Source organism: Pseudomonas urmiensis (genome assembly GCF_014268815.2).
In the GTDB taxonomy this organism is placed as follows: domain Bacteria; phylum Pseudomonadota; class Gammaproteobacteria; order Pseudomonadales; family Pseudomonadaceae; genus Aquipseudomonas; species Aquipseudomonas urmiensis.
This window is the reverse complement of sequence record NZ_JABWRE020000001.1, coordinates 1,319,965-1,345,288: the sequence shown is the minus strand read 5'-3', so window position 1 is coordinate 1,345,288 and position 25,324 is coordinate 1,319,965. Positions and strand designations below refer to the sequence as shown.

Annotated in this window: 22 protein-coding genes and 1 tRNA gene; 10 read left to right on the top strand and 13 right to left on the bottom strand. The window is 61.1% G+C overall.

Translation table 11 applies throughout. From position 1 onward, the window contains the following. Positions 1 to 375 precede the first annotated feature (375 nt). The gene (locus HU737_RS05925) at positions 376 to 975 is read left to right on the top strand and encodes a hypothetical protein (protein WP_186556738.1); all 600 of its coding nucleotides are present in this window, start codon (positions 376 to 378) and stop codon (positions 973 to 975) included. A 175-nt stretch (positions 976 to 1,150) separates the two neighbouring features. On the opposite strand, the gene HU737_RS05920 is transcribed toward HU737_RS05925, so the two are convergent. From HU737_RS05920 to HU737_RS05890, 7 genes are all read right to left on the bottom strand, one after another. After that, entirely contained in the window at positions 1,151 to 1,315 is a 165-nt protein-coding gene (locus HU737_RS05920) for a hypothetical protein (protein WP_186556739.1), read from the bottom strand. 230 nt (positions 1,316 to 1,545) lie between these two features. Continuing rightward, a tRNA-Cys gene (locus tag HU737_RS05915) sits at positions 1,546 to 1,619 on the bottom strand. 153 nt (positions 1,620 to 1,772) lie between these two features. Then, on the bottom strand, positions 1,773 to 2,792 hold the full coding sequence (gene sohB, locus HU737_RS05910) for a protease SohB (protein WP_186556740.1): 1,020 nt from the start codon (positions 2,790 to 2,792) through the stop codon (positions 1,773 to 1,775). Positions 2,793 to 2,887: 95 nt separating this feature from the next. Beyond that, the gene (locus HU737_RS05905; RefSeq protein ID WP_186556741.1) at positions 2,888 to 3,442 is read right to left on the bottom strand and encodes a DUF4174 domain-containing protein; all 555 of its coding nucleotides are present in this window, start codon (positions 3,440 to 3,442) and stop codon (positions 2,888 to 2,890) included. Between the two features lie 230 nt (positions 3,443 to 3,672). After that, a complete protein-coding gene (locus tag HU737_RS05900; protein ID WP_186556742.1) occupies positions 3,673 to 8,223 on the bottom strand; it encodes an NEL-type E3 ubiquitin ligase domain-containing protein in 4,551 nt (1,516 codons plus the stop codon). Positions 8,224 to 8,304: 81 nt separating this feature from the next. Continuing rightward, positions 8,305 to 10,665, bottom strand: coding sequence for a DNA polymerase II (locus HU737_RS05895; protein ID WP_186556743.1), 2,361 nt, complete (start codon positions 10,663 to 10,665; stop codon positions 8,305 to 8,307). A 78-nt stretch (positions 10,666 to 10,743) separates the two neighbouring features. Next, entirely contained in the window at positions 10,744 to 11,955 is a 1,212-nt protein-coding gene (locus tag HU737_RS05890; RefSeq protein WP_186556744.1) for an MFS transporter, read from the bottom strand. 121 nt (positions 11,956 to 12,076) lie between these two features. Here HU737_RS05890 and HU737_RS05885 point away from each other — a divergent pair, with 121 nt between their 5' ends. Further along, positions 12,077 to 12,973 carry a LysR family transcriptional regulator gene (locus tag HU737_RS05885; protein ID WP_186556745.1) on the top strand — a complete coding sequence of 299 codons (897 nt, stop codon included), beginning with the start codon at positions 12,077 to 12,079 and terminating at the stop codon, positions 12,971 to 12,973. On the opposite strand, the gene HU737_RS05880 is transcribed toward HU737_RS05885, so the two are convergent. Continuing rightward, positions 12,970 to 13,890, bottom strand: a complete 921-nt coding sequence (locus HU737_RS05880; protein WP_186556746.1) for a LysR substrate-binding domain-containing protein — start codon at positions 13,888 to 13,890, stop codon at positions 12,970 to 12,972. The two genes, HU737_RS05885 and HU737_RS05880, sit on opposite strands and share 4 nt — an antisense overlap. Before the next feature lie 160 nt (positions 13,891 to 14,050). On the opposite strand from HU737_RS05880, the gene HU737_RS05875 reads away from it, so the two are divergent. The 8 genes from HU737_RS05875 to HU737_RS05840 all read left to right on the top strand — a co-directional run bounded on the left by HU737_RS05875 (position 14,051) and on the right by HU737_RS05840 (position 19,676). Continuing rightward, positions 14,051 to 14,827: a YqcI/YcgG family protein gene (locus HU737_RS05875; RefSeq protein WP_186556747.1), complete on the top strand. Its 777-nt coding sequence runs from the start codon at positions 14,051 to 14,053 to the stop codon at positions 14,825 to 14,827. A 2-nt stretch (positions 14,828 to 14,829) separates the two neighbouring features. Then, positions 14,830 to 15,462: a LysE family translocator gene (locus tag HU737_RS05870; RefSeq protein WP_186556748.1), complete on the top strand. Its 633-nt coding sequence runs from the start codon at positions 14,830 to 14,832 to the stop codon at positions 15,460 to 15,462. A gap of 36 nt (positions 15,463 to 15,498) precedes the next feature. Then, a complete protein-coding gene (locus HU737_RS05865; RefSeq protein WP_186556749.1) occupies positions 15,499 to 16,590 on the top strand; it encodes a hypothetical protein in 1,092 nt (363 codons plus the stop codon). Between the two features lie 175 nt (positions 16,591 to 16,765). Beyond that, a complete protein-coding gene (locus tag HU737_RS05860; protein WP_186556846.1) occupies positions 16,766 to 17,428 on the top strand; it encodes a sel1 repeat family protein in 663 nt (220 codons plus the stop codon). A 116-nt stretch (positions 17,429 to 17,544) separates the two neighbouring features. After that, positions 17,545 to 18,246 carry an AzlC family ABC transporter permease gene (locus HU737_RS05855; RefSeq protein ID WP_186556750.1) on the top strand — a complete coding sequence of 234 codons (702 nt, stop codon included), beginning with the start codon at positions 17,545 to 17,547 and terminating at the stop codon, positions 18,244 to 18,246. Continuing rightward, positions 18,243 to 18,557, top strand: coding sequence for an AzlD domain-containing protein (locus tag HU737_RS05850; RefSeq protein ID WP_186556751.1), 315 nt, complete (start codon positions 18,243 to 18,245; stop codon positions 18,555 to 18,557). Before HU737_RS05855 ends, HU737_RS05850 begins: the two co-directional genes overlap by 4 nt. Continuing rightward, a complete protein-coding gene (locus HU737_RS05845; protein WP_186556752.1) occupies positions 18,554 to 19,387 on the top strand; it encodes an AraC family transcriptional regulator in 834 nt (277 codons plus the stop codon). The genes HU737_RS05850 and HU737_RS05845 overlap by 4 nt, the downstream gene beginning before the upstream one ends. A gap of 61 nt (positions 19,388 to 19,448) precedes the next feature. Then, positions 19,449 to 19,676, top strand: a complete 228-nt coding sequence (locus tag HU737_RS05840; RefSeq protein WP_186556753.1) for a hypothetical protein — start codon at positions 19,449 to 19,451, stop codon at positions 19,674 to 19,676. Between the two features lie 98 nt (positions 19,677 to 19,774). Here HU737_RS05840 and HU737_RS05835 read toward each other — a convergent pair whose 3' ends face one another. The 5 genes from HU737_RS05835 to HU737_RS05815 form a co-directional block, all read right to left on the bottom strand. Then, on the bottom strand, positions 19,775 to 20,260 hold the full coding sequence (locus HU737_RS05835; protein WP_186556754.1) for a copper chaperone PCu(A)C: 486 nt from the start codon (positions 20,258 to 20,260) through the stop codon (positions 19,775 to 19,777). After that, the gene (locus HU737_RS05830; protein ID WP_186556755.1) at positions 20,260 to 20,865 is read right to left on the bottom strand and encodes an SCO family protein; all 606 of its coding nucleotides are present in this window, start codon (positions 20,863 to 20,865) and stop codon (positions 20,260 to 20,262) included. The genes HU737_RS05835 and HU737_RS05830 overlap by 1 nt, the downstream gene beginning before the upstream one ends. Positions 20,866 to 21,125: 260 nt before the next feature. Beyond that, positions 21,126 to 21,710 carry a Fe-S biogenesis protein NfuA gene (gene nfuA / locus HU737_RS05825; protein ID WP_186556756.1) on the bottom strand — a complete coding sequence of 195 codons (585 nt, stop codon included), beginning with the start codon at positions 21,708 to 21,710 and terminating at the stop codon, positions 21,126 to 21,128. A 58-nt stretch (positions 21,711 to 21,768) separates the two neighbouring features. Continuing rightward, entirely contained in the window at positions 21,769 to 22,803 is a 1,035-nt protein-coding gene (locus tag HU737_RS05820) for an acyltransferase family protein (protein WP_186556758.1), read from the bottom strand. Between the two features lie 201 nt (positions 22,804 to 23,004). Then, positions 23,005 to 25,269 (bottom strand): fatty acid cis/trans isomerase, encoded by a 2,265-nt coding sequence (locus HU737_RS05815; protein WP_405129839.1) that lies wholly within the window; start codon positions 25,267 to 25,269, stop codon positions 23,005 to 23,007. Positions 25,270 to 25,324: the final 55 nt, after the last annotated feature.

The following is a 25,324-nucleotide window of genomic DNA, read 5'->3' as shown; positions in this document are numbered from 1 at the left end:
ACATCAGACTGCAAGCTCTCCCTTCAAAACGTCCTTGCCCGCCTCATGGCGGGCTTTTTTATGGGTAGCGAAAGCCCTCAACAGACTGGCGACATGATCTTCACGAATTTCTGACATGTGCGTAGGCACACTCAGGGTGCTTCGTACGTTCTTTCAACCCGCCCTCTGCTGGCGGGTTTTCTTTTTCTGCCGCCTTTTCCCCGCACCCCGCTAAACATGCCTTGTTGCCCAATCTTGTGGTAGGCCAAGCCACCCCCCAGGCCGACCTGAGGGTTGATCTACAGCGCAGGATGATGTCATACTAGCATTATTGAAAATCATTCTCAGGCCAGTATTCTGCTGCCTATTCCACATTAATACCCAAGGAAGGACCCTATGAGGCCGCTTCTCTCCCTGGCCGCCAGGTTGAGCCTGTGCGTCGCGCTGCCTGCGTGGGCGCCATTTGCTGCTGCTGAATCCGTAACCCCCTGGGCTCAGGAACCTACGGCCTTTCTCGGTATCGACCTACAGGGCAACTTCCTCGAACAAGTTGAAGAGTGCCCTTCCGATAGCGTCAGACCCACTACCCTGTGCCGTGTCGCCAGCGCACTACCGAACCAATTCGAAGTTCGTGGACTGCCCTACCTGCCTATCTCGCCAGGCTACAGCCTGATCGCCAGCATCAGCGACGGGAAGGTGAATGAGCTGGTTTTCAGCGGCAACGCCAACAGTCTCTATCTCGTCACCGAAATGCTCACCGATCGCTTCGGCGAACCTGGCGTTCAGCAGAGTCACTGGATCAAGATGAGTTCGGGCGCGTCTTATCTGAGCGAGGTCATGAGCTGGAAAGGTGAGAACGTCGCGATCAACTTCCAGCGCCAGGAGAGCGATCTTGGCCGCTATGCGGTAACCATCTCGCCACTCTCCAACGCGCCAGCAGCCTCAACCGCCGAAGCTTCTACTGAAGTGGTCGAACCGCAGGTGTCAAATCTCTGACCGCGCAGCTGCGCTCAAGCATGCTAGCGATCATCCTGTAAGATTCGATTGCCGAGCCTCAACAACTGCCGGGCTCGGTAGAGCCTGACCGTGAAACTGCCAGTCAGTCGCTGACGAAGCTCGGTGTCCATGATGACGCAAAATGGATCAGCCAAGCCCCATCCCCAATTGACGCTCAGGCCTTGGCAGCCTGAGCTTTGGTCCAGTGCACCTTAGGCGCGGCAGGATTGAATCCGCTAACGCCCCTGGCAATTTCCTTGATCGTGCCGCCTTTGGAAAGGAACTGCTCGATTTGCTCATTCAAGCGCAGTTGCGCCTGCTGGGTCGTGGAATGGTACATGCTGACACCTCGTAGGTGAGCCGCCCAAAGAGAGGACTCGCCCGCCACTATACACCTGCTCCCGGCAAGACAGGCCTAAATGACGAATAAAGCCCGATCGCCGCAAAATTTCTGCAGATCCCGACATAATCCAATCGGCCGGATGGCGCAGGACCCCGCCAAGGAACTCCCAACTTTTCCGACCCACAAAGAAAAACCCCGCAGACGTTAATCTGCGGGGCTTTCGAATATGGAGGCCGAGGTCGGAATCGAACCGGCGTAGACGGATTTGCAATCCGGAGCATAACCACTTTGCTACTCGGCCTCAAAGTTCGGATCTAGCGGCTTACGCTTTGCTATCTCCTTGAAACTTAAGCGCTTTTTCAAGCAACCTGCGTTTCGATGGAGGCCATTATGTCTGCATTCGAAGTTCCTTGCAACCCCCTGAACCGAAAAAATCTTCAAGGGGTTCAAGGTCTTAGCGCAGGCGGCCGAGTTTGCTCCATAGACCCACCAGAGTGTTCTCGACAGTCCCGCTAGCCGCCATGCCAATGCGCTCCTGCAGGCTCTTGCGCTCAGCGAAATGCAGGTGGAACAAATTCGCTTCGCGAGCGCGATCGCTCAGGTACTCGTCACTGGTGCGCAGCTCATCAACCAGCTTGCGGTTCAATGCAGCGACACCCAACCAGACCTCACCGGTTGCCACCTCATCAATGTGCAATTGCGGACGATAACGTCCGACAAAATCCTTGAACAGCTGATGGGTGACGTCCAGGTCTTCCTGGAACTTCTCCTTACCTTTCTCGGTGTTCTCGCCAAACACGGTCAAGGTGCGCTTGTATTCACCCGCGGTCAGCACCTCAAAGTCAATGTCGTGCTTTTTCAACAAGCGGTTGACGTTGGGCAGCTGTGCCACGACGCCAATCGAGCCAAGCACGGCAAACGGCGCGCTGATGATCTTTTCGCCGATGCAGGCCATCATGTAACCGCCGCTGGCAGCGACTTTGTCGATACAGATGGTCAGCGGGATACCAGCTTGGCGAATGCGCGCCAGTTGCGAAGCTGCCAGGCCGTAGCTGTGCACCAGGCCGCCGCCGCTCTCCAAACGCAACACCACTTCATCACTAGGGGTGGCGAGAGTGAGCAAAGCAGTGATCTCATTGCGCAGACTTTCAGTGGCCGAGGCTTTGATATCACCATCGAAGTCGAGCACAAAGACCCGGGTCTTATCCTCAGCCTTGGTCTTCTTGAGCTTTTTATCCGCCTTGGCTTGCTGCTTGCGCAAGGCCTTTAGCTCGGCCTTGTCGTACAGACCTGACTCAAGACGCTCGCGCAGCTGCTTGTAGAAATCGTTGAGGCGGGTGACCTGCAACTGCCCACCTGGCTTGCGCCGCCCTTTGCCCCGCAGGCCAGCAATGGCCGACAGCACCACCAGAATGGCGATTACCAGGGTTGCGGTCTTGGCGAGAAAGCTTGCGTATTCGGCAAGAAATTCCACAGTAATCCTCAAAGCACAAAATTGATCGCCCATCGTACCTAAGGTTGGGGTGACTTGGTACGACGGCCTAAGGTTTTAACCGGGCGCTTTGGCCTTCAGTCTTCCAACGGCTTGGGAGGCGCCGCGGGCTTGGCCGGTTTGCTCGGTTTAGCGTCCTTTGCCTTGGGCTCGGCCACAGCGGCAGCGACAGGTTCTGGGGCCGTTACGGCTTTCTCGTTAGCGGGCAGTTCGTCCACAGCCTTGATGATCACCTGCGGGTCGATCTTCTCACCACTGTCATCATCCTTGAGCACGTGCCGCTCGCCGTCCTTGCCCACCAGGATTACCTTGGTGCCTTTGCTTGCGCCTAATTTGAGTTCACGGATCAGGGCCATGGTGGTTTGTTGTTCAAGGTTCTTGTCCTCGCGCATGCCCATCATGTTGGCAACGCTATACAGGACCAGCCCACGTTCCTTGAAAGCCGCCTGGGTAGCAGGATCTTTCAGGGCTTCATTCAATCCACGCAGGGTTGGATCCGCCGAGCTTGGGGCAATGACTACCAAAGGCCGTGCCTTACCCAACTCTTTGGCCAGGGGGGCATCACTGTCGGCGGCGAACAGTGGGCCACTAACGGCGAGCAAGGTGGCGAGGGTCAGTGACCGGACGAGCATGTGCATCTCCTTACTATCTCGATAAACCAGTGACTACAGATCATGGAGAAAAATCCGCTCTGGAGACTAAACCACCTGACAGAGCAAGTGGTTAGAGGAAAAGTTACCGGCGATTTCCAAGCTTTCTCCAGACCGGGATATCGGCATCTCCGGAAATGCCGACACCCAGACAAAGCATAGTTCAAAGCCGCCCGAGGTGAGCTGACGTGCCGCTTTCAGCTATACCGTACTCAACGCACGTGAATTGGCGGGTCCGCCGGTCCTTCCTCCAGGGCGCGGATCGTCACCTCAAGCATCAGCCCTCGACGCGCGGCCAGCTGCTCATCTCTGATCGCGTCCGATTGCAGCTTCTTGTCCTGGTCGGACAATGCCTGATCATCGAAGAGCGCTTCGAGCCGCTCATGAAATGGCTCATCCATGCGACTGAATTCGTCAGCCCGGGTGCGCTCCAGATGGGCCTGCCAAAAATCGCGCTCGACTAACGAACGCGCCAGTCGCTCTTGTGTTTCAGCCTCCAAGACCTGCACATACGCCTGCTCCAGGCGCGTCTCATCAACCCCGGCAATGGGTCGAAAGCTCATGTCGCCCACCTCCACAGGTAAGTTCAGGCGTTCACGCAGACCAAGTCGATAAGCAAGGCCAACTTCGCTTTCGTCAGGATTGCCAGCGCGAGCAACGATGTCCTGCACTGCCAAACGGTCAACCTCATCCAGACGCCACAGGCGCTTACCCAAGTCCAGCAACGCGCTTTCTGAATTCCCTTCGGTATTGTTCCGGGCACTCCACACTAGGACTTTTAATTCCAGGTTACTCAAACACCAGGTAGCACCGTCCTGACAGCCCCATTCATCATTGGCCACGCTGAACAGTTCATCACACAGTACCGGGTTGTCAGTCATCAATTGCAGTAACGCCAACACACGTAACGCGACCGGACGAGGTCGACGGTGAAAATCCGCCGATTGAAGCAACTGGCGCAATACCCGGAAAAAACGCTCTGACTCGGGTCGCTGCTCAATCGCGTCCCAGCGACTAACCATCGAACCGCGGTAACCCGGCCCCACGGCATCGCCCCACAGTTCGCGCGCATTGATCGACTGCTCGCCAGCAGCGTCTGCATCGACTGGTTCCAGGGGTGCCGTCAATGCCATCTGCAAACGCAAGACCTCAGTCGCCCCAAATGAATTACCCGCCAGGCGGATCCTGCGCCTGACTAGCAACGGTGCTTGATAGAACTGTTCTGGTAAGTGGGTGATGCGGTTGTCGCGCAGGTCCGCGTAATACATCATCGGTCGATCGGTCAGTGCCGAAGGAACCTGGCTGATGCGGGTGGCGCGCAGGTTCAGCCAGCGCAGTCGGCTCATTCCGCTCAGAGTAAAAGTACGGCCCAAGGGGTTATGAGACAGGTCGATGTACTCGAGCTCTTCACAACTGGCTAAAACAGTTGCCTGGGCCCGATCCAGGACGATCTGATTGTTGGTCAGCACCAGCGAGCGCAACTGCTGCATCTGCAACAATGGTTGCGGCAGTCGGGTCAAGTGGTTATCCCCCAAGTCCAACACTCGCAGGCGACTGAACGCCAACAGGAAACTCGTCGGGATCTCCTCAAGATCCATGTGCAGCAGTGCGAGATTGGATATATGACCGAAGCTGACCCGCGCCGGCAACTGCGGCAAACCTTCTGGCTTGGCCCCATACAGCATCATGTGAAAGTTGGCGTTTGGTTGGCTGGTATCGTAGGGAGCGGCCGTCCGGCGTCGCCAGCCATTGAGCAACGTCCGCCTGACGAAAACGCGCTCAGCTGCCAGCTCGACGTCGCCCTCCATGACCCAGTCATCCAGGCAACCGTTGAGATCAGCCAGCTCCGCGCGCAGGCTTGCCATGACGATTTCTGGCCTGCGACCAGACTGGAGGACATTCTCGACCCAGGCGATGACTTGCTCGTCAGTGAAGGTAGGAAACAGCTCTCGCAGCATCGCAGGCATCGACCTATCTCGACCACACAAGCCACTGGGCGTACACCCTCCCATCAGATAGCCAAGGCGTCCATCTGCCAGGCGTTGCGGTGGGCGGAAGGTGCCACTGCGCTGCACTCGGGTAAATAGCTGGGCGACCTCTTCGCGCCGCTGTACAGCCTGGCGAGCCAGCAGCACCCGCAAGTTGTGCGAGAACGGCTCGCCAATACCCATGGAGGCCCATTGCTGCGCTGTACGGGCACCGACCATCACTTCAAAAAACTCGCCCGCCTCGCCGTCGGCCAGCCCTTTAGCACCCAGACGCAGGAATCGACCATTGACATGCGCCAGGTCCACCACTTGCTTGCCCTCCCCTGTTGTCAGCAGTAAAGGTCCAAGGGCATTGCCTTCGAACAAGCGCCAGCGCACCCCTTGTGCGGACCCGGCAAGATGTTTGAGCATGCCGAGGGCTATCCTGGCCAAATCTGCAGTCTGCGGCGTATCCAGGTAGAACGCTTCATAGCCACGGACCGTACGAATGGCCAGCGAACTGGCCCGCGCAGCCTCGGCTAGGCGCAAAGGGATCCGCCCACTTTCCAGCAGGCGGCGTAGGTCATTGCTGCTCGCCGCTTCCAACAGCTCATCGGCAGCGCCCCGATGCAGACTCGGAAACACCCGACACAGTGCACTGCTGCTAGGGCTGTGAGTGGCTTGCATGGCATTGTAAAGGTCCCGGAACAACTTCCGACGTTCGGACCAAGCCAGCTCAGCCAGCGCCTGATCAGCAAGCCCGGCAGCTCCGGCCAGTCTTTGCGCATGCTGCAGCACGGTGATGTCTTCAACCTTTTCGCCCGAGCGCAGGCGACTGACCAAACGGCGAATACGTGCATCCAGTCGGCATCGCAATACACTATCGAGCAGTCCCGCCAGCGCGGGCTGGTCACTGACATGCATAGCGCGCAGATGATCAGCTTCAAGACCATTGCAGATCAAAACCTGATCGATTTGCTCGTCATCCAAGCCACTAAAATTGCGACCCAGGCGCCGGAAAAGGTGAAATCTATCGTCCCATTCAGCCGGCTGCTCGCTCCACAGGCGCCATGCCCCCGCGCCATTGCCTTGCAATTCTGGGCCATGCCCATCAATCGAGCGCAGTTGCCAAGTCCGATTGGCAGGGCCACGGATGACTGGATAGGTTTGCTCGTCTATCTCGACCCAGGACTGACCGTCCAGATGCTGGATTCCTTCCGCGTCAACCGCTGTTCCACTGGGGACTGTAGCACTGCGAAAGGGCACCAAGTCTTGCTGCCACAGTTTTGTGCTGCCATCCTCCAGCCGCGCCGGAACCAGGTTGTCGACCCACACTGAGCGATTCCATTGTCGCCGCACTGCCGCCACCCCGACCGCAGTGGCAGCTATCGTCGCAAGATCGACGGCAACATTGTGAAGGTGTTCAAGCGCCTCGCTGGTGTCACCCTCACGCCATGTCTCAATACCGTGGTAAACCTCGCCCAGCAGTTCCCAGACCGTAACCGCCAGCAGCACGATGCCAATCTGCGGAACAAACAACCCTGCGACATTGACCAGCGTCCAGCCTTCGGCAGCCAGACGCTGGTCATGCCCACGCTGAATTTCACGATCAAGCTGGGCAACGGGCGTTGCAATCAGCGCCGCATCATCCTTGATCTGGCGAATACGCGCACGCGCCAGGCTGTTGAACAGGGGCACCGGATACGGCTGTAGGTACTCCTGCAAGTCGAAACTGGCCCAGACAGGCAAGTCTGCATAGGCAGGAATGATGACGGAAAAGAACGCCTGACTGTCGCGCAAGCGCACAAACCGTCTGAAAAACTGCAGGTAAGCGTTGCTCCGCAAGCGCTGGCCGAGGGCTCTGGCCATCCGGGTCAAACTTGAGAACGTGCTCCAAGCGCCATAGGGATCACCTGGGATATACAACAGTATCTGGCGGGTGGTGTTCAAAAGCGGCCCCTGGTCGATGACCTCGAGCACGACAATTTGCTCCAGCATGCATCCAATCAGGCGCAACTGCTTGGCTACCACCAGATTTCCAGCCAGACGCCCCGTTTTGCCCTCCAGCGACATCCCCAGCACCAACTGCAACTCGCTATCACTCAAGATGCCCATGAACCGGGCCTGATAGGCATCTACCGCCATGGCGTAGCGGTATGCACCGACCAGCAGCGACTCCACACCTTTTGGATTATCGCTTGGATTGAGAACAGCGCTGAGGTGGCGCTGGTAGTGTTCACCCAGGTCGAGCTCACGACACAACGCGGCAAACTCGATCGCAGTGGGTGCCGGGCGCAACCCCTGGCGACTGATGAGCAGGCGATTGCCCCTAGGCTGGCCGTCAGCCTGAGCCTGCTCGGCGGTGAAGTTACGCATGGCGACTTCGAGCAAGGGTTTGTCTTCGTACACTACTTTGGTGAGATGGCTACCCACCGGCTGCGCATTGATGACTGGCTCACGGCGGCCTTGTAAAAACCTCAAACGCCGCACGTTGTACCCTGGCGCATGCCGCTCGTCCAAGGCGGTCTGCAGGGCGGAGGCGACGAAATCGTCAATGTTGTCTATTCGCGCAAGCATTCGAGCCAACTGCTGACGAAATTCCAGGCTTTTACTCAGTGCCTCGCCCAATACGTTCATCTGGTCGACCGGGACTTTGAGCAGCCAAGCCGGTAATCGCTTGCCGATGATGCTGTCCTGAAACGCCGCCGCTGTGTTGCGCAGCGTCTCAAGCCGTGGATCGTCAGCGCTTGCGGTGGCTTTGGCGGTGTTTGCTTGTGATACCTGGCCGGCACCCATGGGTAGGCCCTCCTGTGAGTTTAAACCGACCAGCCTAAGGATCGCTGCACAGGAAAAGAGCTAGATATCTACTACGGGCGCTCAGAACAACAGCAGTTGCCGATCGGTCAGCGCGGCGAAGTCATCGTCGACGAAGGGCAGGATAGCGTCGGCAACCGGTTGTAGCTGGCGGCTGAGGTAGTGATCGTAATCGATCGGCGATTGCAGGTTCTCCAACGGTTCGGGGCCTGCCGTGGTGATGATGTAGCTGATCCAACCGCCATTCTGGTATTGCCGTGGCCGGCCCAGACGCAGATTGAATTCATCGGCCAGTCGCGCGGCGCGCACATGCGGAGGAACGTTGCGCTGGTAATCAGCCAGCGGCCTGCGCAGGCGCTTGCGGTAGATCAGTAGCTGATCCTGCTCGCCAGCCAGGGTGGCACGCACATACTCACGCACATAGTCGCGATAGGGCTGGCCACGAAAAATCCGCTCATAGAGTTCCTGCTGAAATTGCCGGGCCAGCGGCGACCAGTCGGTGCGCACCGATTCCAGACCCTTATAGACCATCTGCTGCTGACCGTCGGCACGCTGCACCAGGCCGGCATAGCGCTTTTTGCTACCCTCTTCAGCACCACGAATGGTCGGCATCAAAAAGCGCCGATAATGGGTTTCGAACTGCAATTCCAACGCACACTCCAGGCCCATGCTCTGGCGTAGATGCTCGCGCCACCACTGATTGACCTTGGCCACCAGCGCGCGGCCAATGCGCGCCGCAGCCTGTTCATCGTGGGCGCTTTTTAGCCAGACGAAGGTGGAGTCGGTATCGCCATAGATCACATCGAAACCTTCGGCTTCGATCAGCGCCCGGGTCTGGCGCATGATCTGGTGGCCGCGCATGGTGATCGACGAGGCCAGGCGCGGATCGAAGAAACGACAGCCGCTGGAGCCGAGCACGCCATAGAAGGCATTCATGATGATCTTCAGCGCCTGTGACAGCGGCGCGTTGTCGGCGCGCTTGGCCGCCTCGCGGCCCTGCCACACCCGCTCGACGATAGCCGGCAGGCAGTGGCGAGTGCGCGAAAAACGCCCCCCGCGAAAGCCCTCTACCGAGTGTTCATCGTCGGGCTGACGCAAGCCTTCGACCAAGCCCACAGGATCGATCAGGAAGGTACGAATGATCGAGGGGTAGAGGCTTTTGTAATCCAGCACCAGTACCGAATCGTACAGACCAGGGCGCGAGTCCATGACGAAGCCGCCGGGGCTGGCTTCATCAGGTCGACTGCCCAGATTCGGCGCGACGTAGCCCAACCGGTGCATGTGGGGAATGTACAAATGGCAGAACGCGGCCACCGAGCCGCCGCTGCGGTCCACCGGCAAACCGGTGACAGTGGAGCGTTCAAGCAAGAACTCGAGCAACCGGGTGTGGGCAAAGATCCGCGTGACCAACTCGCAGTCCTTGAGGTTGTAACGGGCCAGGGCCGGTTTGTCCTCGGCGAACATGCGGTTGATCTCGTCCATGCGCTGGTAGGGCGTATCGATCGCCTTGCCCTCGCCAAGCAGGGTCTGGGCAACGTTTTCCAGGCTGAACGAAGCAAAGCTCCAGGTCGCCGAGCGCAGCGCCTCGATACCGTCGATCAACAGCCGGCCCGGGGCGTCGGCGAACACATGGTTGCGGCCTGAATGGGCGCGCAAGGTCATTGGCGCACCATTGCGTCCCAAGGCCAACGGCAGGTGCAGCCGGGCGGCGTGCTCATGCAGTAGGCGCAGGTCGAACTGCACCAGGTTCCAACCAATGATTGCATCGGGGTCGTGATCGGCCATCCACTGGTTAAGGCATTGCAGCAGCTGCGCGCGGTCGTCGCAGTAATGCAGATCGAAGTCCAAGCCGCTGGCATCGCCATTGGCCGGGCCGAGCATATACACCTGACGCTGGCCGCACCCTTGCAGGGCGATGCTGTACAGCTCGCCGCGCTCAGTGGTTTCGATATCCAGCGAGACCAGGCGCAGCGGCGGGCGGTAGTCGGGGTGCGGCTTGAGTTGGGCGTCGCAGAGCACGCCATGGGCATCGGGCTTGCCATCGAACAGCACCGGCGCGGTGATGAAGCGCTCCATCAGGTAGCGCTCCGGCGGGCGGATATCGGCCTCGTAGACCTCGACCCCGGCGCCACGCAGACGCTGTTCCAACTGCATCAACTGGCGATGCTGGCGACAATACAGGCCAAGTACCGGACGCTGCTCGAAGTCACGTAGACGCAGTGGCTTGAACTCAACGCCCTGCTCATCCTTGAGCAGGGCCCGGGCATGTGCGGCGTAGATCTCTGGGATGAACGCGACTGACTCCTGAACCGCCAGGCGTAGCTGGCGCGGGCCTTGGTCAGTGGCCAACCAGAACTCCACGCAGGTGCCCTCGGGCGTGTCATGCCAGTGCCGGGTGAGGACGAAACCCTGCTGCAACTCCACCGCGTTGAACTCCACACATTGATAGGCGCCGATTCTACCTTGTTGCGCCGTTGTCGGCCTTATCGCCAGCCGTTCGCTTCAGCGCCCGCCCGCGACGAACCCGGCGCGGCGACCCGACCAGGCGAGAATCCCGGCCAGCGCGATCATCACCAGCACCACACTGGCGAACGCGCCGACCCCGCTACCGCTAAGCAACAAGCCACCGGCCACCCCACCCAGGGCAATCGCAGTATTCCATACGGTCACCAACGTCGACTGGGCGACATCACCGCCCTCGCCTGCTGCATCTGCGCAGGCTGTCTGCAATAGGGTCGGCGCGCCGCCATAGGTCAGGCCCCAGAGTGCCACGCTCAGATACACCACCCCAGGCGTCGGCGCCTCCTGGCCAAGCAACAGGGTTGCCACGGCAAAACCTGCCAAGCTCAACAACACCAGCAATCGCAAGTGGCGATCGACCCACAGGCCCACCACCACGATGCCCAGCAACGCCGCCAGGCCAAAGGTCAGCAGCACCAGGCCAGTGTCCGCCGCCATGCTTGCCGCCGCCAGCAGCGGCACGATGTAGGTGTAAAGGATGTTATGACCCAGAACCCACGCCAGAATGACCAGCAAAACGACTGCCACCCCCGGTGTGCGCAACACCTGCCAGGCCCCGGTGCGCTGTCCTGGCGCCTGCCCAGGAAAATCCGGCACCGCCCGCAATACCCACAGCGCCAACACTACCGAGGCCAGGGTAACCAGCACAAAAGTGGCGCGCCAGCCCAGCCACTCACCCAGCCAGGTGCCAACCGGGACCCCCAGCGAGAGCGCAATCGGCGCGCCGACCATGGCCACTGCCATCGCCTTGCCCTGGCGCGCCACCGGCACCATGCGCCGGGCATGCCCGGCGATCAGCCCCCATGCCAAACCCGCAGCGGCACCCGTAAGAAAGCGCGCCACCAGGGTCAGGCCATTGGATTCGGAGATCGCCGTCAAACCGTTGAAAACAATGAACCCAGCAATCGCCAGCAGCAGCGTGCGCCGGCGCCACCAGCCCTGGGTCAGGGTCACCAAGGGGATCGCGGTCAGCAGCGAACCCAAGGCATAGGCAGTCACCCACTGCCCGGCCATCGCCTGGCTGATCTGCATACCACCGGCAATCTGGCCGAGCAGCCCGGCCGGCAGGGTCTCGCTGAGAATGGCGATAAAGCCGGTCATGGCCAGCGCGAGCAGGCCACTGAGCGGCAAGCGTTGCGCTGAGGAGGGAGTATCGGCCGCTGTCGCGATGGCCGCTTGAGAAGTTTGGTGCATGGCGAGAACGCCTCATGTTGCTGATCAAGAGGCAGGCATCTTGCGTCGGTGTGGATTACGGAAAAAGATGGGTAGAATTCCGCTCACCTCGGACGTTGATGTCCGCAATCGGGAGCAGCACATGGACAGCCTCAGCGGCTTTGTGGTCTTCAACCGGGTTGCCGAAACCCGCAGTTTCGTCGCTGCCGGGCAATCGCTGGGCATCAGTGCCTCGGCGGTGGGCAAGCGGGTGGCGAGGCTGGAGGCGCGCCTGGGGGTACGCTTGTTCCACCGCAGCACACGCAGCATCACCCTGACCGCCGAGGGCACGCTGTTCCTGGAACGCAGTCGGCGCATCCTGGCGGAGATCGAAGCCACTGAGCAGGCGCTGTCGCAGGCCAGCGAAACACCGAGTGGGCGGCTGCGAGTCAGCCTGCCTCAGGTGACCGGCTTAGTGATGCCAGCCCTTGCCGACTTCATGGCGTTGTACCCACAGATCGAACTGGACCTGGACTTCAGCGACCGCATGGTCGATATCATCGGCGAAGGCTTCGACGTAGTCATGCGCGGCGGCCAGCCAGTGGATTCGCGGCTCAATGCCAAGTTCCTCGGCCACTTCCAGCATCGCCTGGTAGCCTCGCCGCAGTACCTGCACGAACGCGGCGTGCCGGAGCATCCACGCGACCTGAGCGGCCATACCTGCCTGCACTACCGTTTCCCCAGCAACGGCAAGCTGGAGAGCTGGCCGCTGCGCCGCGAGCATCCCGAGCAGGCTTACGACATCCCCATCTCGATGGTCTGCAACCATGTCGAGACGCGCATCTGCTTTGCCCTCAACCACCGCGGCATTACCTGCCTGCCAGATTTCAACGTGCGCAAGGAAGTGGCCAGCGGCAGCCTGGTGAGCGTGCTCGACGACTTCATGGAGCGGCGCGGCAGCTTTTACCTGCTGTGGCCCTCAGGCCGGCAGATGCCGCCAAAGTTGCGGGTGTTCATCGACTTCATGCTGCAGCGGGTGTTCCAGGAACGGCAGGCCTAGCCATACAGGTAGTTGATTTCCTTGGACGCCAGCGGCGGCACCTGGGCCAGGAGAAAATCGCGCAGGCGCTGCATCTGCCGGGCCTTGGGGCTGGCTTTGAGCCAGGTCATGTAATAGCCATCACCTGTGGCCACGGCGTGCTTGAACGGCGTGACCAGGCGCCCGGCGCCGATATCGGCACTGGCCAGCACCAGGTCGACCACGGAAATCCCCAGCCCCTGCTGGGCCGCCGAGATACCTTGATCGAGCGTGTCGAACACCTGGCCCTGGTCGATGCTGATGTCCAGCGCATCCATCCGCGCCAGCCAGCGCCGCCAGTCGCGCCGGTCGGTCGAGGGATGGAGAAACTCGCACTGCTTGAGCGCCGACAGAGCGGGGGCTTCGTCCTGCAGGTAGTCGGGATGGCAGACCGGGATCAGCCATTCATCAAACAGCTTGAAGCTCTCGACGTCGGCCGCAAAGCGTCCGTTGGCCAGAAGGATGGCGCAGTCGTAGGGCTCGGAATAGAAATCGACGCTGTCGATGTCCATCCACACGCTCGACAGTTGCACGCTGCAACTGTTCTCGACCTTCTTGAACGCATCCAGCGCCCGCAGCAGCCAGCGCACGGTCAGGGTCGACGGCGCTTTGAGGCGCAGGCCATAGCGGTCCTGACGCAATAGCGCGCAAGCGTTCTCGATGATCTTGAAGCCGACCTTGAGCTCCTGGGCCAACAGCCGGCCGTGTTCGGTCAGGCGCAGCTTGGGGCCGCGCCGCTCGAACAAGTCGCAGCCAAAAAGCGACTCGAGGGTCTTGATGTGATGGCTCACTGCGCCTTGGGTCAGCGCCAGCTCTTCTGCCGCGCGGGTGAACGAGCCATAGCGCGAGGCCACTTCGAAGGCGCGCAGCGCGTGCAGTGCCTGAATCCGTTCCGACATCGTTCGCCTTCCCAATCATGAGTGAGACTAATAGTAGGTCATAGTTCCAGGCGTTTTACAACTGCAAGTCGTTCTCAGAAAATGCTTGAAAACAACAAATACATAGAGCGAAACCGCCTAACTAACGGCGGAAACGATTATTAGAACTCCTGGGGAAACCATGTTTACGGGTTATGGAAACTGCTATCGCTTGGATGCGCTAGAGCTGGCCAATGAACATGTCCAGAATGCCAATCACTGGACGTATAAAACTATCCAACATTTTCGCGACATTCTCGCCAACCCCGACTTTCCCTGCCTGTTCGGGCGCAAGGCGGTCGCCGCCAAGACCTGCCACATCGTCTTCGCCCGCGCCGAGCACATGGCCGACGACATGGCGCAGGGCCTGGCCGATTATGTCCGCACCATCGAGCCGATCCCGCTCAAGCAGCGCATCGGCACCCCGCTGCTGGTGTTTCTCGAGACTGCCCCTGGCGGCAGCCTTGAGCAACAGCAGGCACTGGCGTGGAAAGTCCTGCAGGGCGTGCACGCGCGCGACCCCCAGCCCTGGCCGCAGGACGTGCCGGGCGATCCGCATGACAGCCAATGGTCATTCTGCTTCGCCGGCATGCCGCTGTTCATCAACATGAACTTTCCCGCCCACCGCGTGATGAAGAGCCGCAACCTGGGCGACAGCATCGTGTTTGTGATCAACCCACGGGAAAGCTTCGACGAAGTGGCCAGCGCTGCCACCGAAAGCGGCCAGCGCATTCGCGGCAAGATCCGCGAGCGGGTAAGGCACTACAACGATGGCGTGATGCCCGACTCCCTGGGCTTCTTCGGCCAACAAGACAACTACGAGTGGAAGCAATACCAGTTGCAGGAGCACGGCTCGCTGAACCCTGCACGTTGCCCATTCCACGCCCATGCAACACCCGACACATTGATCGAGAACTGACCGTGAATACCGCATTGACTGCCACTTACGCCCTGACCGTGCTGCTGCTGATCGCCACCCCTGGCCCGGTCGTCGCACTGATCGTCAACACTGCCGCCGCCTCCGGGTCGCGCAAAGCCCTGTTCACCGCGATCGGCACCAACTGGGCGTCGCTGGTGCTGATTGGCGCCGCAGCCTGGATCATCATGACCAGCGCTGCCATCGACAAGGTCTGGCTCAACGGCATGAGTTTGCTGGGCTGCCTGTTCATCGGCTACATCGCCGTCGCCACGCTGCGCGAAGCATTGCAGGCTCCAGTAACGGACACCGAGATGGTGCAAGCGCCGGTAAAACCCGGGCGTGGCGGCTTGCTGCAAGGGTTCATGGTGGGCATCTCCAACCCCAAGGACATCATCTTCTTCATCTCCTTCTTCCCCCAGTTCATCCAGATCACCGAGTCGTTCGAAAAGAGCATGGTGGTGCTGTCATTGCTGTGGATCGCCATCGATTTCGCCGTGCTCAGCCTGTACATCTTCGCCATCGGCAAGATTGCCTCGCAGCGCAGCAACCGCCTGATCAGCCTGGCTTCGGGCGTGGCCTTGCTGCTGATCGCCGCCGGTGGCCTGCTCTACAACCTCAAGGAGCTGACGGCCTGACGCGGCCGCTGACCTACCCACCCACAAGGAACGTCCATGAGACCGATCGACACCGCTACGGACGTCCTGGGCGCGCCCCTCCCCTTGCAGGAGGACTACCAACGCTTCCTGCAACTGGGCAGTCGCCGAGCCCCGCATACCCTCTATATGCACGAGCGTGGCTATCGCTCCGGCACGATCAATACCGATGCGCTGGGCCTGCGCTACAGCCACTGTGCGGGCAAGCGCTATTCGCCGGCCGAGCGCGGCGCCAGTGCCCGGGTCAACCTGTTGGTAGGCGGATCGACCGCACTGGGCATCGGCGCCAGCAACGATGAACACACAGTGGCCTCGCACCTGTCGATGCTCACCGGCGAAGTCTGGTTGAGCCTGGCCGGGTGTGGCCTCAATGCCACTCAAGAATTGCTGATGTTTCTCAGTCACCAGCATCGCTTGGGCAACATTGGCCACGTGGTGGTCCTGAGCGGGCTGAACACCCTCGCCCAGGAAGCCTTGGGCGAGATCATGGCGGCCGGTCATGCGCAGCATCAGGGCGGCGCCTATCAGACCTACCTGAACAGCTTCAACGAAGGCGTGCCGACGCTCGACACGCCGCGCCGCCAATCGCTGTGGCAGCGCCTGGGCCACGCCCTGCTGCCGCGTCATGAGGCGCCAACCCCCGACTGGTCACTGCCCGCCCCGGACAAACGCCTGATGCGCGCCGCCGACTGCATCGGGCGCACCCTGCGCCAATGGGATCGCCTGCTGGCCGACAGCCACGCCACCCTGACTTTCATTCTCCAGCCATTGCTGCCCTGGTGCCGGGAAAGCCTGCCCGATGGCGAGCAACTGATGATGGCGGCGCAACGTCAGCCGACCAACTTCGATCGGCTGCTGGCTGACGTGCAGGACAGTCAACAGCATGTAGCCTTTTTCCGAAGAATTAAAAGCGAAGCCGAGTCGGTGCCCTGCTATGACATGAACAGCATGCTCAGCAGCTCGCCGGTTTTTGGCCAGTCGCTGTTCGTCGATCGCCTGCATTTCAATGACTTAGGCAACAATGCCCTGGCAAAGGTGATCACCGCAAAGCTGGGCCTGGCCCAGGAAAAGTACAGCCAACGCAAAGTGACGCCGATCAAGCTCGTCTGATAAACGCGGCAATGGTCTTTCGGCGGGGGCCTTGGGGTGGCTAGAATACGCCGTCGTCGCTCTGATTTGCCTGAGGCACATGCGTAACCGCAATGAACACCACCGCCATCTGGTCGCAACTGACCGCCTACGAGGCTCATCCGTGAGTCGCGCTGTCTTGTTCTCGCCCCTGCTCATGGCCCTGGCTCCGCTCGGCGCGCAAGCACTGGAGATCCAGATCGATCCGCACGCCGATCTGCTGTACCGCCAGGCCCTACCCTTGCTGGAGCAGGCAGACAACCGCGAAGACAGCCCCAGCGCGCTGCGCACGGCGATCGACAGCGATCCAGAACTCAGCCGTCAGGGCCAAGCGCTGGCCCGCACCCTGCCAACTGCGGTAGACCTGCTGAAAAAGTCGGTCGCCCTGGGTCATCCGGTGGCGCAATACCGCTTGGCGCTGTACTACATGACCTACCTGCCAGCGGCGCAGATCCCCGATGCGGCCTGCCCGTTGCTGCAAGCCAGCCTCAAGCAAGGCTTTGCCCCTCCCGCACCAGCGATCTCTACCTGGTGCCCGCCCTATAACGCCAGCCCTGCCTACCGTGACGCCATGGAAGCGATTCCGAACATGGCCACCTTGTATGCGCCGTACTATCCGCAGCCAGCGGTACGCCTGGCTTGCAACCGCAGCCAGCCGCAGGGGCTGGAAATGCAGTGGGGCCGTCAGCGCGACTATCAGGCCGAGGTGTACCGCCTGCTTGGCGACCTTGATCCGCAGCATCGCCAGCTGTTGCTGCAAAAAGCCGTGGAGATCAATGGCTGTGCTGCCGCGCAGCAGCGCTTGACCAGCCACCGCTGAAGTAGCCCCCTGCCCCGCAGACAGCGCCGGGCAGGGAACAAACAAGCAAGATCGTTCAAGCCAGCGCCCCCGCCCTCTGCCATGCTGCTCTGCCCTGTAGATGTGTTTGAGCCACCATGTCCAGCCGTCAGCCCATCGCCCGTACCGCCTTCCTCCACGGCGCCATCGCCATTTTGCCGCTGTCCCTGGCCGTAGCCCCATGGGGCCTGCTGGCAGGCTCGATGGCCATCGAAGCCAACCTCAGCCCTTGGGAGGGCCAAGGCCTGTCGGCCATCGTGTTTGCGGGGGCTGCGCAACTGGTGGCCATTGGCATGCTCAAAAGTGGCGCCAGCCTGCTCTCGATCCTGCTGACCACCCTGCTACTGACCTCCCAACACCTGCTGTACGGGTTGTCCATGCGCCCGCTGTTGTCGGGCCAGCCGCTGGGCTGGCGGCTGGGCCTTGGCTTCTTGCTGACCGATGAATTCTTCGCCCTGACCAGCCATTACGACCAGCAGCAATTCAACCGCTGGTATGCCCTGGGCGTAGGCCTGACCTTCTATGTCGCCTGGAACCTGTTCACCTTGGCCGGCATCATCTTGGGCCAGAACATCCCCCACCTGGACCAACTCGGCCTGGACTTCTCGATTGTCGCCACGTTCGTCGCCTTGATCGCGCCGGTAGTGCGTAATGTGCCAACCGTAGTGTGCGTGGCAGTGTCGCTGTTTTGCTCGGTGCTGTTCAGTGCCTGGCATTGGGAAACCGCGCTGGTCGCCGCCGGCCTGCTGGGCATGGGCGCCGGCTTCATCTGCCAGAAGTTCTCGGGAGCACGCGCATGACTTGGCTGCTGATCTTGGCCATGGGCCTGGTGGTGTTTCTCAACCGCTATGCGTTTCTGGAACCGCGCCTGCCGCTGCGCCTGAGCTCCAATGCCCGGCAGTTTCTCGGCTTCGCGGTACCGGGCATGCTCACTGCGATTTGCGGGCCGATCATCTTCCTGCCTGGCCATCAGCTCGACCTGAGCCCGAGCAACCCTTACCTGCTCGGGTCCCTGGTCGCCATAGCCCTGGTGCTGTTGACCCGCAGCGTGTTGCTGAGCATGCTGGTGAGCATGTTGATCTTCTTTTTGCTGCGCAGCTGTCTGGCATGAGCACGCCCCTGCGCGAACAAACCCACCTGTGGCAGGCGCCGGCGCTTGGCGATGTCGAGATGCTGCATGCGCGGTATTTCCAGCAGCGCTTCGCCCCACACGTGCACGAAGGCTACGTCTTCACCGTGATCGAGTCCGGCGCGCAACGCTTTTGGCACCGCGGCAGCGAGCACCTGGCGCCGGTCGGCAGCATGGTACTGATCAATCCCGATGAACTGCACACCGGCGCCACCGCTCATGAAGCCGGCTGGCGTTATCGCGGCTTTTATCCGGAACATGCCCGGGTCACCGGGGTGCTGGAGGAGCTGGAGCTGGGCCGTCATGGCATGCCGCATTTTCAGCAGAGCGTGATCCAGGACCCAACCCTGGCCGCCGCCTTCAGCCAATTGCATCAGTTGTCCGAATCCGGTGCCAGCGCCCTCGAGCAGCAGACCGCCTGGCGCCACGCCGTGCTGGCGCTGGTGCAGCGGCACGGCCATGGCGCCCAGCCGCGCGCACCGGGCAACGAGCCGTTGGCCGTGGCTCGCGCCCGCGAGCTGCTGGAAAGCCAACTGGCCGACCCACCGTCGCTGGAAAGCCTGGCGGCGGCAGTCAACCTCTCGCCTTTCCATTTCGCCCGGGTATTTCGCCAAGCCACTGGCCTGCCGCCGCATGCCTGGCTCAAGCAACGCCGACTGGGTCGCGCGCGGGAGCTATTGAAAAGGGGGATGGCCGCCGCCGAGGTGGCGTTTGCCCTGGGTTTCGCTGACCAGAGCCATCTGAGTCGCCAGTTCAAGCAGGCCTATGGAGTCACTCCGGGCGCTTATCGCACGGCCTGCCTGAGCCTGTAGCCGGATCCGGCAGCAATGCCAGCCACTGCTACACTGACAGGGTTGAACGGAGGATCCTGTCATGTCCGCAAAAGAGCTCAACACCCTCCTGACGCTGATGAACCAGCGCCAAACCCGCTTGACCAGTGCGTGCAAGGAAATCGCCGAATGGATCGACCGGCAGGGCGATGTGCCCGCGGCCGGCAAGATTCGCGACAGTCTCAAAGCGCTGGAGGCAGAAGAGGCACAAGTGCGCAAAACCTTGACTTCGCTGACGATCGACCGGCCACTGCCACGTTTTCGCGGTTGAGGCCACCGTCAAGCAAAAAGGCCGCTCCCGCAGAGGGCAACGCGGCCCCTGCGTGAGCGGCCTTGAGCCGCCAATGCGCTGCATAGCAGCCCAAGCGTTTAGTGCTGGTGAGCGTGCTCGTGGCCTGCGCCCGCTTCAGCGGTCAGCGCGCGTACTGGCGCCTGCACTTGCAGGGTCTGCTTGGCCCCCTTGGCATCTTCGATAGTCAGGGTCAGCGGCACTTGCTGGCCTTCTTTGACCTGCTCATGCAAGCCCATCAGCATCACGTGCAAGCCATTGGGATCGAGGCTCACTGCCTTGCCTGCCGGCAGCTCGACCGCCTTGACTTCACGCATGCCCATCACGTCGCCATTCATGGTCATTTCATGCACCTGGACGGTCTTGGCCACTGGCGAGGCAACGCCGACCAGCTTGCTGTCGCTGGTTGCGGTCAACACCATGAAGGCTCCGGTGGACTGCTGGTGCGGCACGGTGGCGCGGACCCAGGCATCACTAACGGTGGTTTCAGCCAGGGCCGGCAAGGCCATGCCCAGCAGGGCCAGGGCGGCCAGGCCGCGCTTGATCGGTTGCAGCAAAACAGCCATTAGCAAATCTCCATCAAAGTGAGCAGGTCCTCTGTGCATTCCTTGGCGTTCAAGGAGTGCCCCAGGCTCAGGCGCAGGGTACTGCGCGAATCATAGACGTAGCTGGTGGACGAGTGGGAGATGGTGTAGGTATCGCCCGCTGGCACCTTCTCGTAGAACACCTTGAACTCCCGGGCCACCTCGGCGATTTCCTCAGGGGTGCCGGTCAGCGCGGTGAACGACGGGTCGAAGGCCTTGACGTAGGCGTCGAGTACTTCTGGCGTATCGCGCTCAGGGTCGAGGGTGATGAACACCACTTGCAGGAAGCCGGCATCGCGGCCCATCAGCTTCTTGATCTGCGCCGCACGCGCCAGGGTGGTCGGACAGACCGCCGGGCACTGGGTGAAACCAAAGAAGATCATCGGCATCGAGCCATAGAAGCTCGACAGGGTGCGCACATTGCCTTGAGTGTCCTTGAGGCGGAAAGAACGCCCGAGGATCTCGTTGCTCATGTTCTTGCCGTACTTGAAGTCCAAACTCCGCGCCGGATTGCAACCCGCCAGCAGGCCAAGCCCGAGTACGCCCATCCCGGCGACAACCGCGCGCCGGGTCAACAGATCATTCATGGAACCATCCTTTACAGGGAAGGTGCCAGCCCTTGGGCAGGGCCGGTCGAAAACCGCGGCATTCTGGCATGACACCTTGGGGTGTTCTACCCGACGATGGGGTCGATGGGGCTGCAGGCCTTGAATTTCGCGGCTGCGGCCTGTTGTCGCAGGGGTTGAATCGGTAACAGATTGTTGCTAGAGAGCTGATTCTTGTGGCGCTTATTCGGCCTCATCGCGGGCTTGACCCGCAATGAGGCCGGCAAGAAAACCACCGACTATCAGTAGTAGGCGTTCTCTTTCTGCGTGTGGTCAGTCACATCGCGCACACCCTTGAGCTCAGGAATACGTTCGAGCAAGGTCCGCTCGATGCCATCCTTGAGGGTCACGTCGGCCTGGCCACAGCCCTGGCAACCACCGCCAAACTGCAGCACCGCGATCCCATCGTCGACCACGTCGACCAGGCTCACCGCGCCACCATGGCTGGCCAGACCTGGGTTGATCTCGGTCTGCAGGTAGTAGTTGATCCGCTCGTTGATCGGGCTGTCTTCGTTGACCATCGGCACCTTGGCGTTCGGCGCCTTGATGGTCAGCTGGCCACCCATGCGGTCGGTGGCGTAGTCGACCAGCGCGTCCTCAAGGAACGGCTCGCTGACCGCGTCGATGTAAGCGGTGAAGCTCTTCAGACCCAAGGCGGTGTCCTCGGGCTTTTCCTCGCCTGGCTTGCAGTAGGCAATGCACGTCTCTGCGTACTGGGTGCCCGGCTGAGTGATGAAAACACGGATGCCGATACCCGGGGTGTTCTGCTTGGAGAGCAGATCGGCCAGGTAATCATGGGCGGCGTCGGTAATGGTTATAGCGCTCATGGAAGTTCCTCACAGACTTGCTGGCAAGTGTACGCCAACCCAGGCTTCGAACAAAGTCCTAGCATTTGACTCGGGAAAGCGCCAATGCCGGTTCCTGCGCCGAACGTGCGGCGAACCAGGCCTTCATCCGCTGGTACAAGCCACGTTCGAGCCATTGATAACTGAGCCACGACATTAGTCCAATGGACGGCACGCAGAAGGCGAATACCAGGTACGGGTTCAGCGCGAATCGCTCACTGACGAACCAGCCGGCATACAGTACCAGCACGTGAATCAGGTACACCGAATAGGAGCAATCACCCAGCGCCTTGAGCAACTGGTTGCCGCGAAAGTACGGCTCCAGCGAGATGAACGCCAACACCACCAGTGCGCTGGGCAGGCCCCAGTGCAGCAGGCGCAGCGAGGCGTCCAGGTGATAAAGGGCGTAACCGGCGGCCACCAGCATCGCCAGCGGTAGCCACAGGCCTTCACGGATCAGGCCGCGGCGGTACAGCACCCCCAGGCCGATGCCCAGCAAGAACTCATAGATGATGTCGTTGTTGTAGAACCGACTGAGCACGCCAAGCCGGCCCAGCACCTCGCTCACCAGCAGCAACGCGGCAGTCACCAGCAGCAGGTGATGGCGTTGACGCACCAGGAATGCCAGGCCGAACAACAGATAGAAAAACATCTCGAAGTTCAGCGTCCAGCCGACGTTAAGCGTCGGATACAGCCCATACCCGCCGGGGTTTTCCGCCGGAATGAACAGCAAAGACAACAGCAGGTGCTGCCAGTCGAACACCTGGTGCGGCATCCAGCGGCTGGCCGCCAGCAGCAGGACCGCCATCAAGACCGTATAGAACCAATAGGCCGGAATGATCCGCAGTGCTCGATTGAGCAGGAACTGGCTGGGCACGATGTCTTTGTCGCGGGTCGACAGGTAGATCACCAGCCCGCTGATGACGAAGAAGATGTCCACGCCCACCGCCCCGCGATCGCTGAGCAGTTGGCCGACCGGGCCGGTGGCGTGGAAGTCGAAGAAGATCTGCATGAAGTGGTGGCAGACCACCACCCAGGCGGCGAACGCCCGAAGTGCCTGAAGCGAATACAGCATGAAAAGCCCTGCGTGTCCGGGTGCATTCAGGTCCCGTATCGGCGTCGATGGTTATCGCGGGGCAAGCCCGCTCCCACGCCCCTTGGCATTCGAGCGATGGCGTGGGAGCGGGCTTGCCCCGCGATAGCACAATTCGGGACCACTCCCAGAGTCGGACCGCAGGATGCCGGGAAAGATCAGCCGACCTTCCCGGCGGTCATGTTACAGGTTCTCGTAGCGGTTCATGTCCAGCACCCCCGCCTCCACCGGCTGGGTTTGCTTGATGAAGCTATTCAGGTCATGGAAGTAGCGCCAGAACTCAGGGTGGCTGCGCCGCACGCCCCAGCGCATGACGATCCGTTCGAACTTGGCCGGATCATCGCGAGCCGCTTCCATGTCCTCGACCCACTCCGGCACATCGCTCGCCGGGATGTTGAAGATGAAGTTGGGATAGCTGCTCAGCACCCCCGGATACAAGGTCAAGGTATCCAGCCCCGGCTGATAGCGATAAGCCTCGCCGAGCAGGAATGCCACATTGCTGTGCGCGCGGTTGCGCAGCAGGCTGTAGACCTGGCGCTGGCCACCCTGCCCTTCGATGCGCAGCATGCTCGCTTCAGGCAGCTGGTTGATCACCTTCAAGCCCGCAGCTGGGCGCGAAACCAGGCGACTGAGGCTCTGCTCGACATCACGGAACTCAGCCGTCATCTCTGGCCGCGAGCAGTACGCGCCGGTGCAGCGGTTGATCGGATCGGGCGCCGCGTTGAGGCTGCCGGTGCGCTGCAGCAGTTTCAGGCCAAAGTCGCGCTTGGGGTCGCGCTCATCGAGTTTGAGCCCGCTTGGGGTATCGGTGTCGATGTCCTCGTAATCGAGCCACATCTTCACCTTGCCGCTGTTCTGGTACCAGTCGCTGAGGATTGCCCCGCGCTTGTCAGCCGGCATCAGGCGCAGGAAGTTGACCTCGGCGCCATTGCGGATCAAGTCGAAGTACAGACGCGTCTGCAACTGGTGCGAGACGTTGCCGAACACATCGAAGTTGACCGCCAATTGATAGTAGGTGCGCTCGAACAGCGGGTAGTCGAACAGCCAGGTGGTCTTGGGCACATCACCGATCAAGCCCTTGGTCACCGAGGCGCTGTCGAAGTGGCGGAAGATGCTCAGCAACGCGTTGTCGTTGCCCGCCCACAAGGTCGACCAGCCCGGCGCCGGCAGTTCGGCATAGGCTTGGCGGCGCAGTTTCTCGTACTCGTTGCGCTTGTCGCGATAGGCGTGCCAGAGGCTCAGTACGCTGCCGACATCATCGATCTGGCCAGGCATGGCCAACAGCGGCGTGGCTTCGCCACGGTACTGGGCATCGGTGACATAAAGGTCATGCGCAGGCTCTTGGAACAGCGCCCAGAAGTTGTCGCGAATCACGTCGGTAGCGATCTGCCCGCGGCACACCGGGCCGCGAATGAAGGTGCGCACGAAGTACTCGGCGTTATCCAGCATGAACTGGTAGCGCGCCACGGCCGGAATCGCCTCGAAGGTCTCGAACGGGTTGGCCCGGTGGCGCGGGCCGTAGCCCGGCAGCGCGGCGGCATGCCAGTCGCCGCTGTAGAACAGCTGTTTGACCCGCTTGAGCTTCTGCGGCCCCATCGGGTAGGTGATGTGGGTTTTATGGACGATCACGCCCTGCACCGGCATCAAGCGGTAATAGAAGTCGGTGCCCGGTGGATCGTTGGGCCGGCGGGTGGCGATCAAGTCCACCGGCTGGCCGCTTGGCGTGCGCGAGCGCACCCACTGGAAGAAATGCCCCTGCTCGCCGCCGACAAAATGAATGTGCGCCAGGAACAGGTGCTCATACAGCCAACGGCCTACCAGCGCTTCGGTGGAGCCTGGGCGATTGAACAGCTCTTCCCAATCGGCGATCTGCTTGGCCTCGACTGCACTGGGCTGGATCGGCTGCGACTCGACCGGCGCACCGGCCGCCAGCCAACGCTGCAGGGTCTGGTACTCCTGATCGGTCAGGCCGGTGACCGCCAGCGGCATGCCCTCCTTGGGGTGGGCGCCGGCATAGGCGTCGAACTCAAGAGGCAAGGGGCACATGTTGTTGCGGTTGAGCCCCAACACGATCTCTTCAGGGAGTTTGGCATTGGGCGTCAGCGGGGTCTTGTGCCCAAGTTCAAGCATGCGTGCCATCAGCGCAGCCTGGCTGCCCTGGCGATCGAGCACCGAATAGAAGCCCTGCTTGCGCCAGCCCTGTTCATTCTGCTCGTCGTAGAACAATCGCGTGGTAGGCACCGCCTGGCTGCGTTCGCCTTGATACACCGGCACCTTGGAGGCACCGCGCTCGGCGCCTTCGGCACTGCCCAGATTGAGCTGGCAAGCGGCATCGTTGCAGGCGTGGCAGGCGACGCATTTCTCGGTGAAGATCGGCTGGATATCCCGGGTGTAGGAGATTGCCGGGCTCGATTGCGGGGCTTGCCCCACCGCCAGCCCGCTGATCATCAGGGTCAAGGCGGTGGTTATGGCAAGTAAACAGCGATGCACCATGTGCAGATTG

Coding starts and splice junctions, on each gene's coding strand:
- HU737_RS05845 (WP_186556752.1), top strand. CDS start 18,554: ATGAGCACGCCCCTGCGCGAACAAACCCACCTGTGGCAGGCGCCGGCG.
- HU737_RS05900 (WP_186556742.1), bottom strand. CDS start 8,223: ATGGGTGCCGGCCAGGTATCACAAGCAAACACCGCCAAAGCCACCGCA.
- HU737_RS05865 (WP_186556749.1), top strand. CDS start 15,499: ATGAGACCGATCGACACCGCTACGGACGTCCTGGGCGCGCCCCTCCCC.
- HU737_RS05830 (WP_186556755.1), bottom strand. CDS start 20,865: ATGAATGATCTGTTGACCCGGCGCGCGGTTGTCGCCGGGATGGGCGTA.
- HU737_RS05880 (WP_186556746.1), bottom strand. CDS start 13,890: ATGTCGGAACGGATTCAGGCACTGCACGCGCTGCGCGCCTTCGAAGTG.
- HU737_RS05850 (WP_186556751.1), top strand. CDS start 18,243: ATGACTTGGCTGCTGATCTTGGCCATGGGCCTGGTGGTGTTTCTCAAC.
- nfuA (WP_186556756.1), bottom strand. CDS start 21,710: ATGAGCGCTATAACCATTACCGACGCCGCCCATGATTACCTGGCCGAT.
- HU737_RS05815 (WP_405129839.1), bottom strand. CDS start 25,269: ATGATCAGCGGGCTGGCGGTGGGGCAAGCCCCGCAATCGAGCCCGGCA.
- HU737_RS05855 (WP_186556750.1), top strand. CDS start 17,545: ATGTCCAGCCGTCAGCCCATCGCCCGTACCGCCTTCCTCCACGGCGCC.
- HU737_RS05920 (WP_186556739.1), bottom strand. CDS start 1,315: ATGTACCATTCCACGACCCAGCAGGCGCAACTGCGCTTGAATGAGCAA.
- HU737_RS05840 (WP_186556753.1), top strand. CDS start 19,449: ATGTCCGCAAAAGAGCTCAACACCCTCCTGACGCTGATGAACCAGCGC.
- HU737_RS05875 (WP_186556747.1), top strand. CDS start 14,051: ATGTTTACGGGTTATGGAAACTGCTATCGCTTGGATGCGCTAGAGCTG.
- HU737_RS05885 (WP_186556745.1), top strand. CDS start 12,077: ATGGACAGCCTCAGCGGCTTTGTGGTCTTCAACCGGGTTGCCGAAACC.
- HU737_RS05820 (WP_186556758.1), bottom strand. CDS start 22,803: ATGCTGTATTCGCTTCAGGCACTTCGGGCGTTCGCCGCCTGGGTGGTG.
- HU737_RS05925 (WP_186556738.1), top strand. CDS start 376: ATGAGGCCGCTTCTCTCCCTGGCCGCCAGGTTGAGCCTGTGCGTCGCG.
- HU737_RS05860 (WP_186556846.1), top strand. CDS start 16,766: ATGGCCCTGGCTCCGCTCGGCGCGCAAGCACTGGAGATCCAGATCGAT.
- HU737_RS05835 (WP_186556754.1), bottom strand. CDS start 20,260: ATGGCTGTTTTGCTGCAACCGATCAAGCGCGGCCTGGCCGCCCTGGCC.
- HU737_RS05890 (WP_186556744.1), bottom strand. CDS start 11,955: ATGCACCAAACTTCTCAAGCGGCCATCGCGACAGCGGCCGATACTCCC.
- HU737_RS05905 (WP_186556741.1), bottom strand. CDS start 3,442: ATGCTCGTCCGGTCACTGACCCTCGCCACCTTGCTCGCCGTTAGTGGC.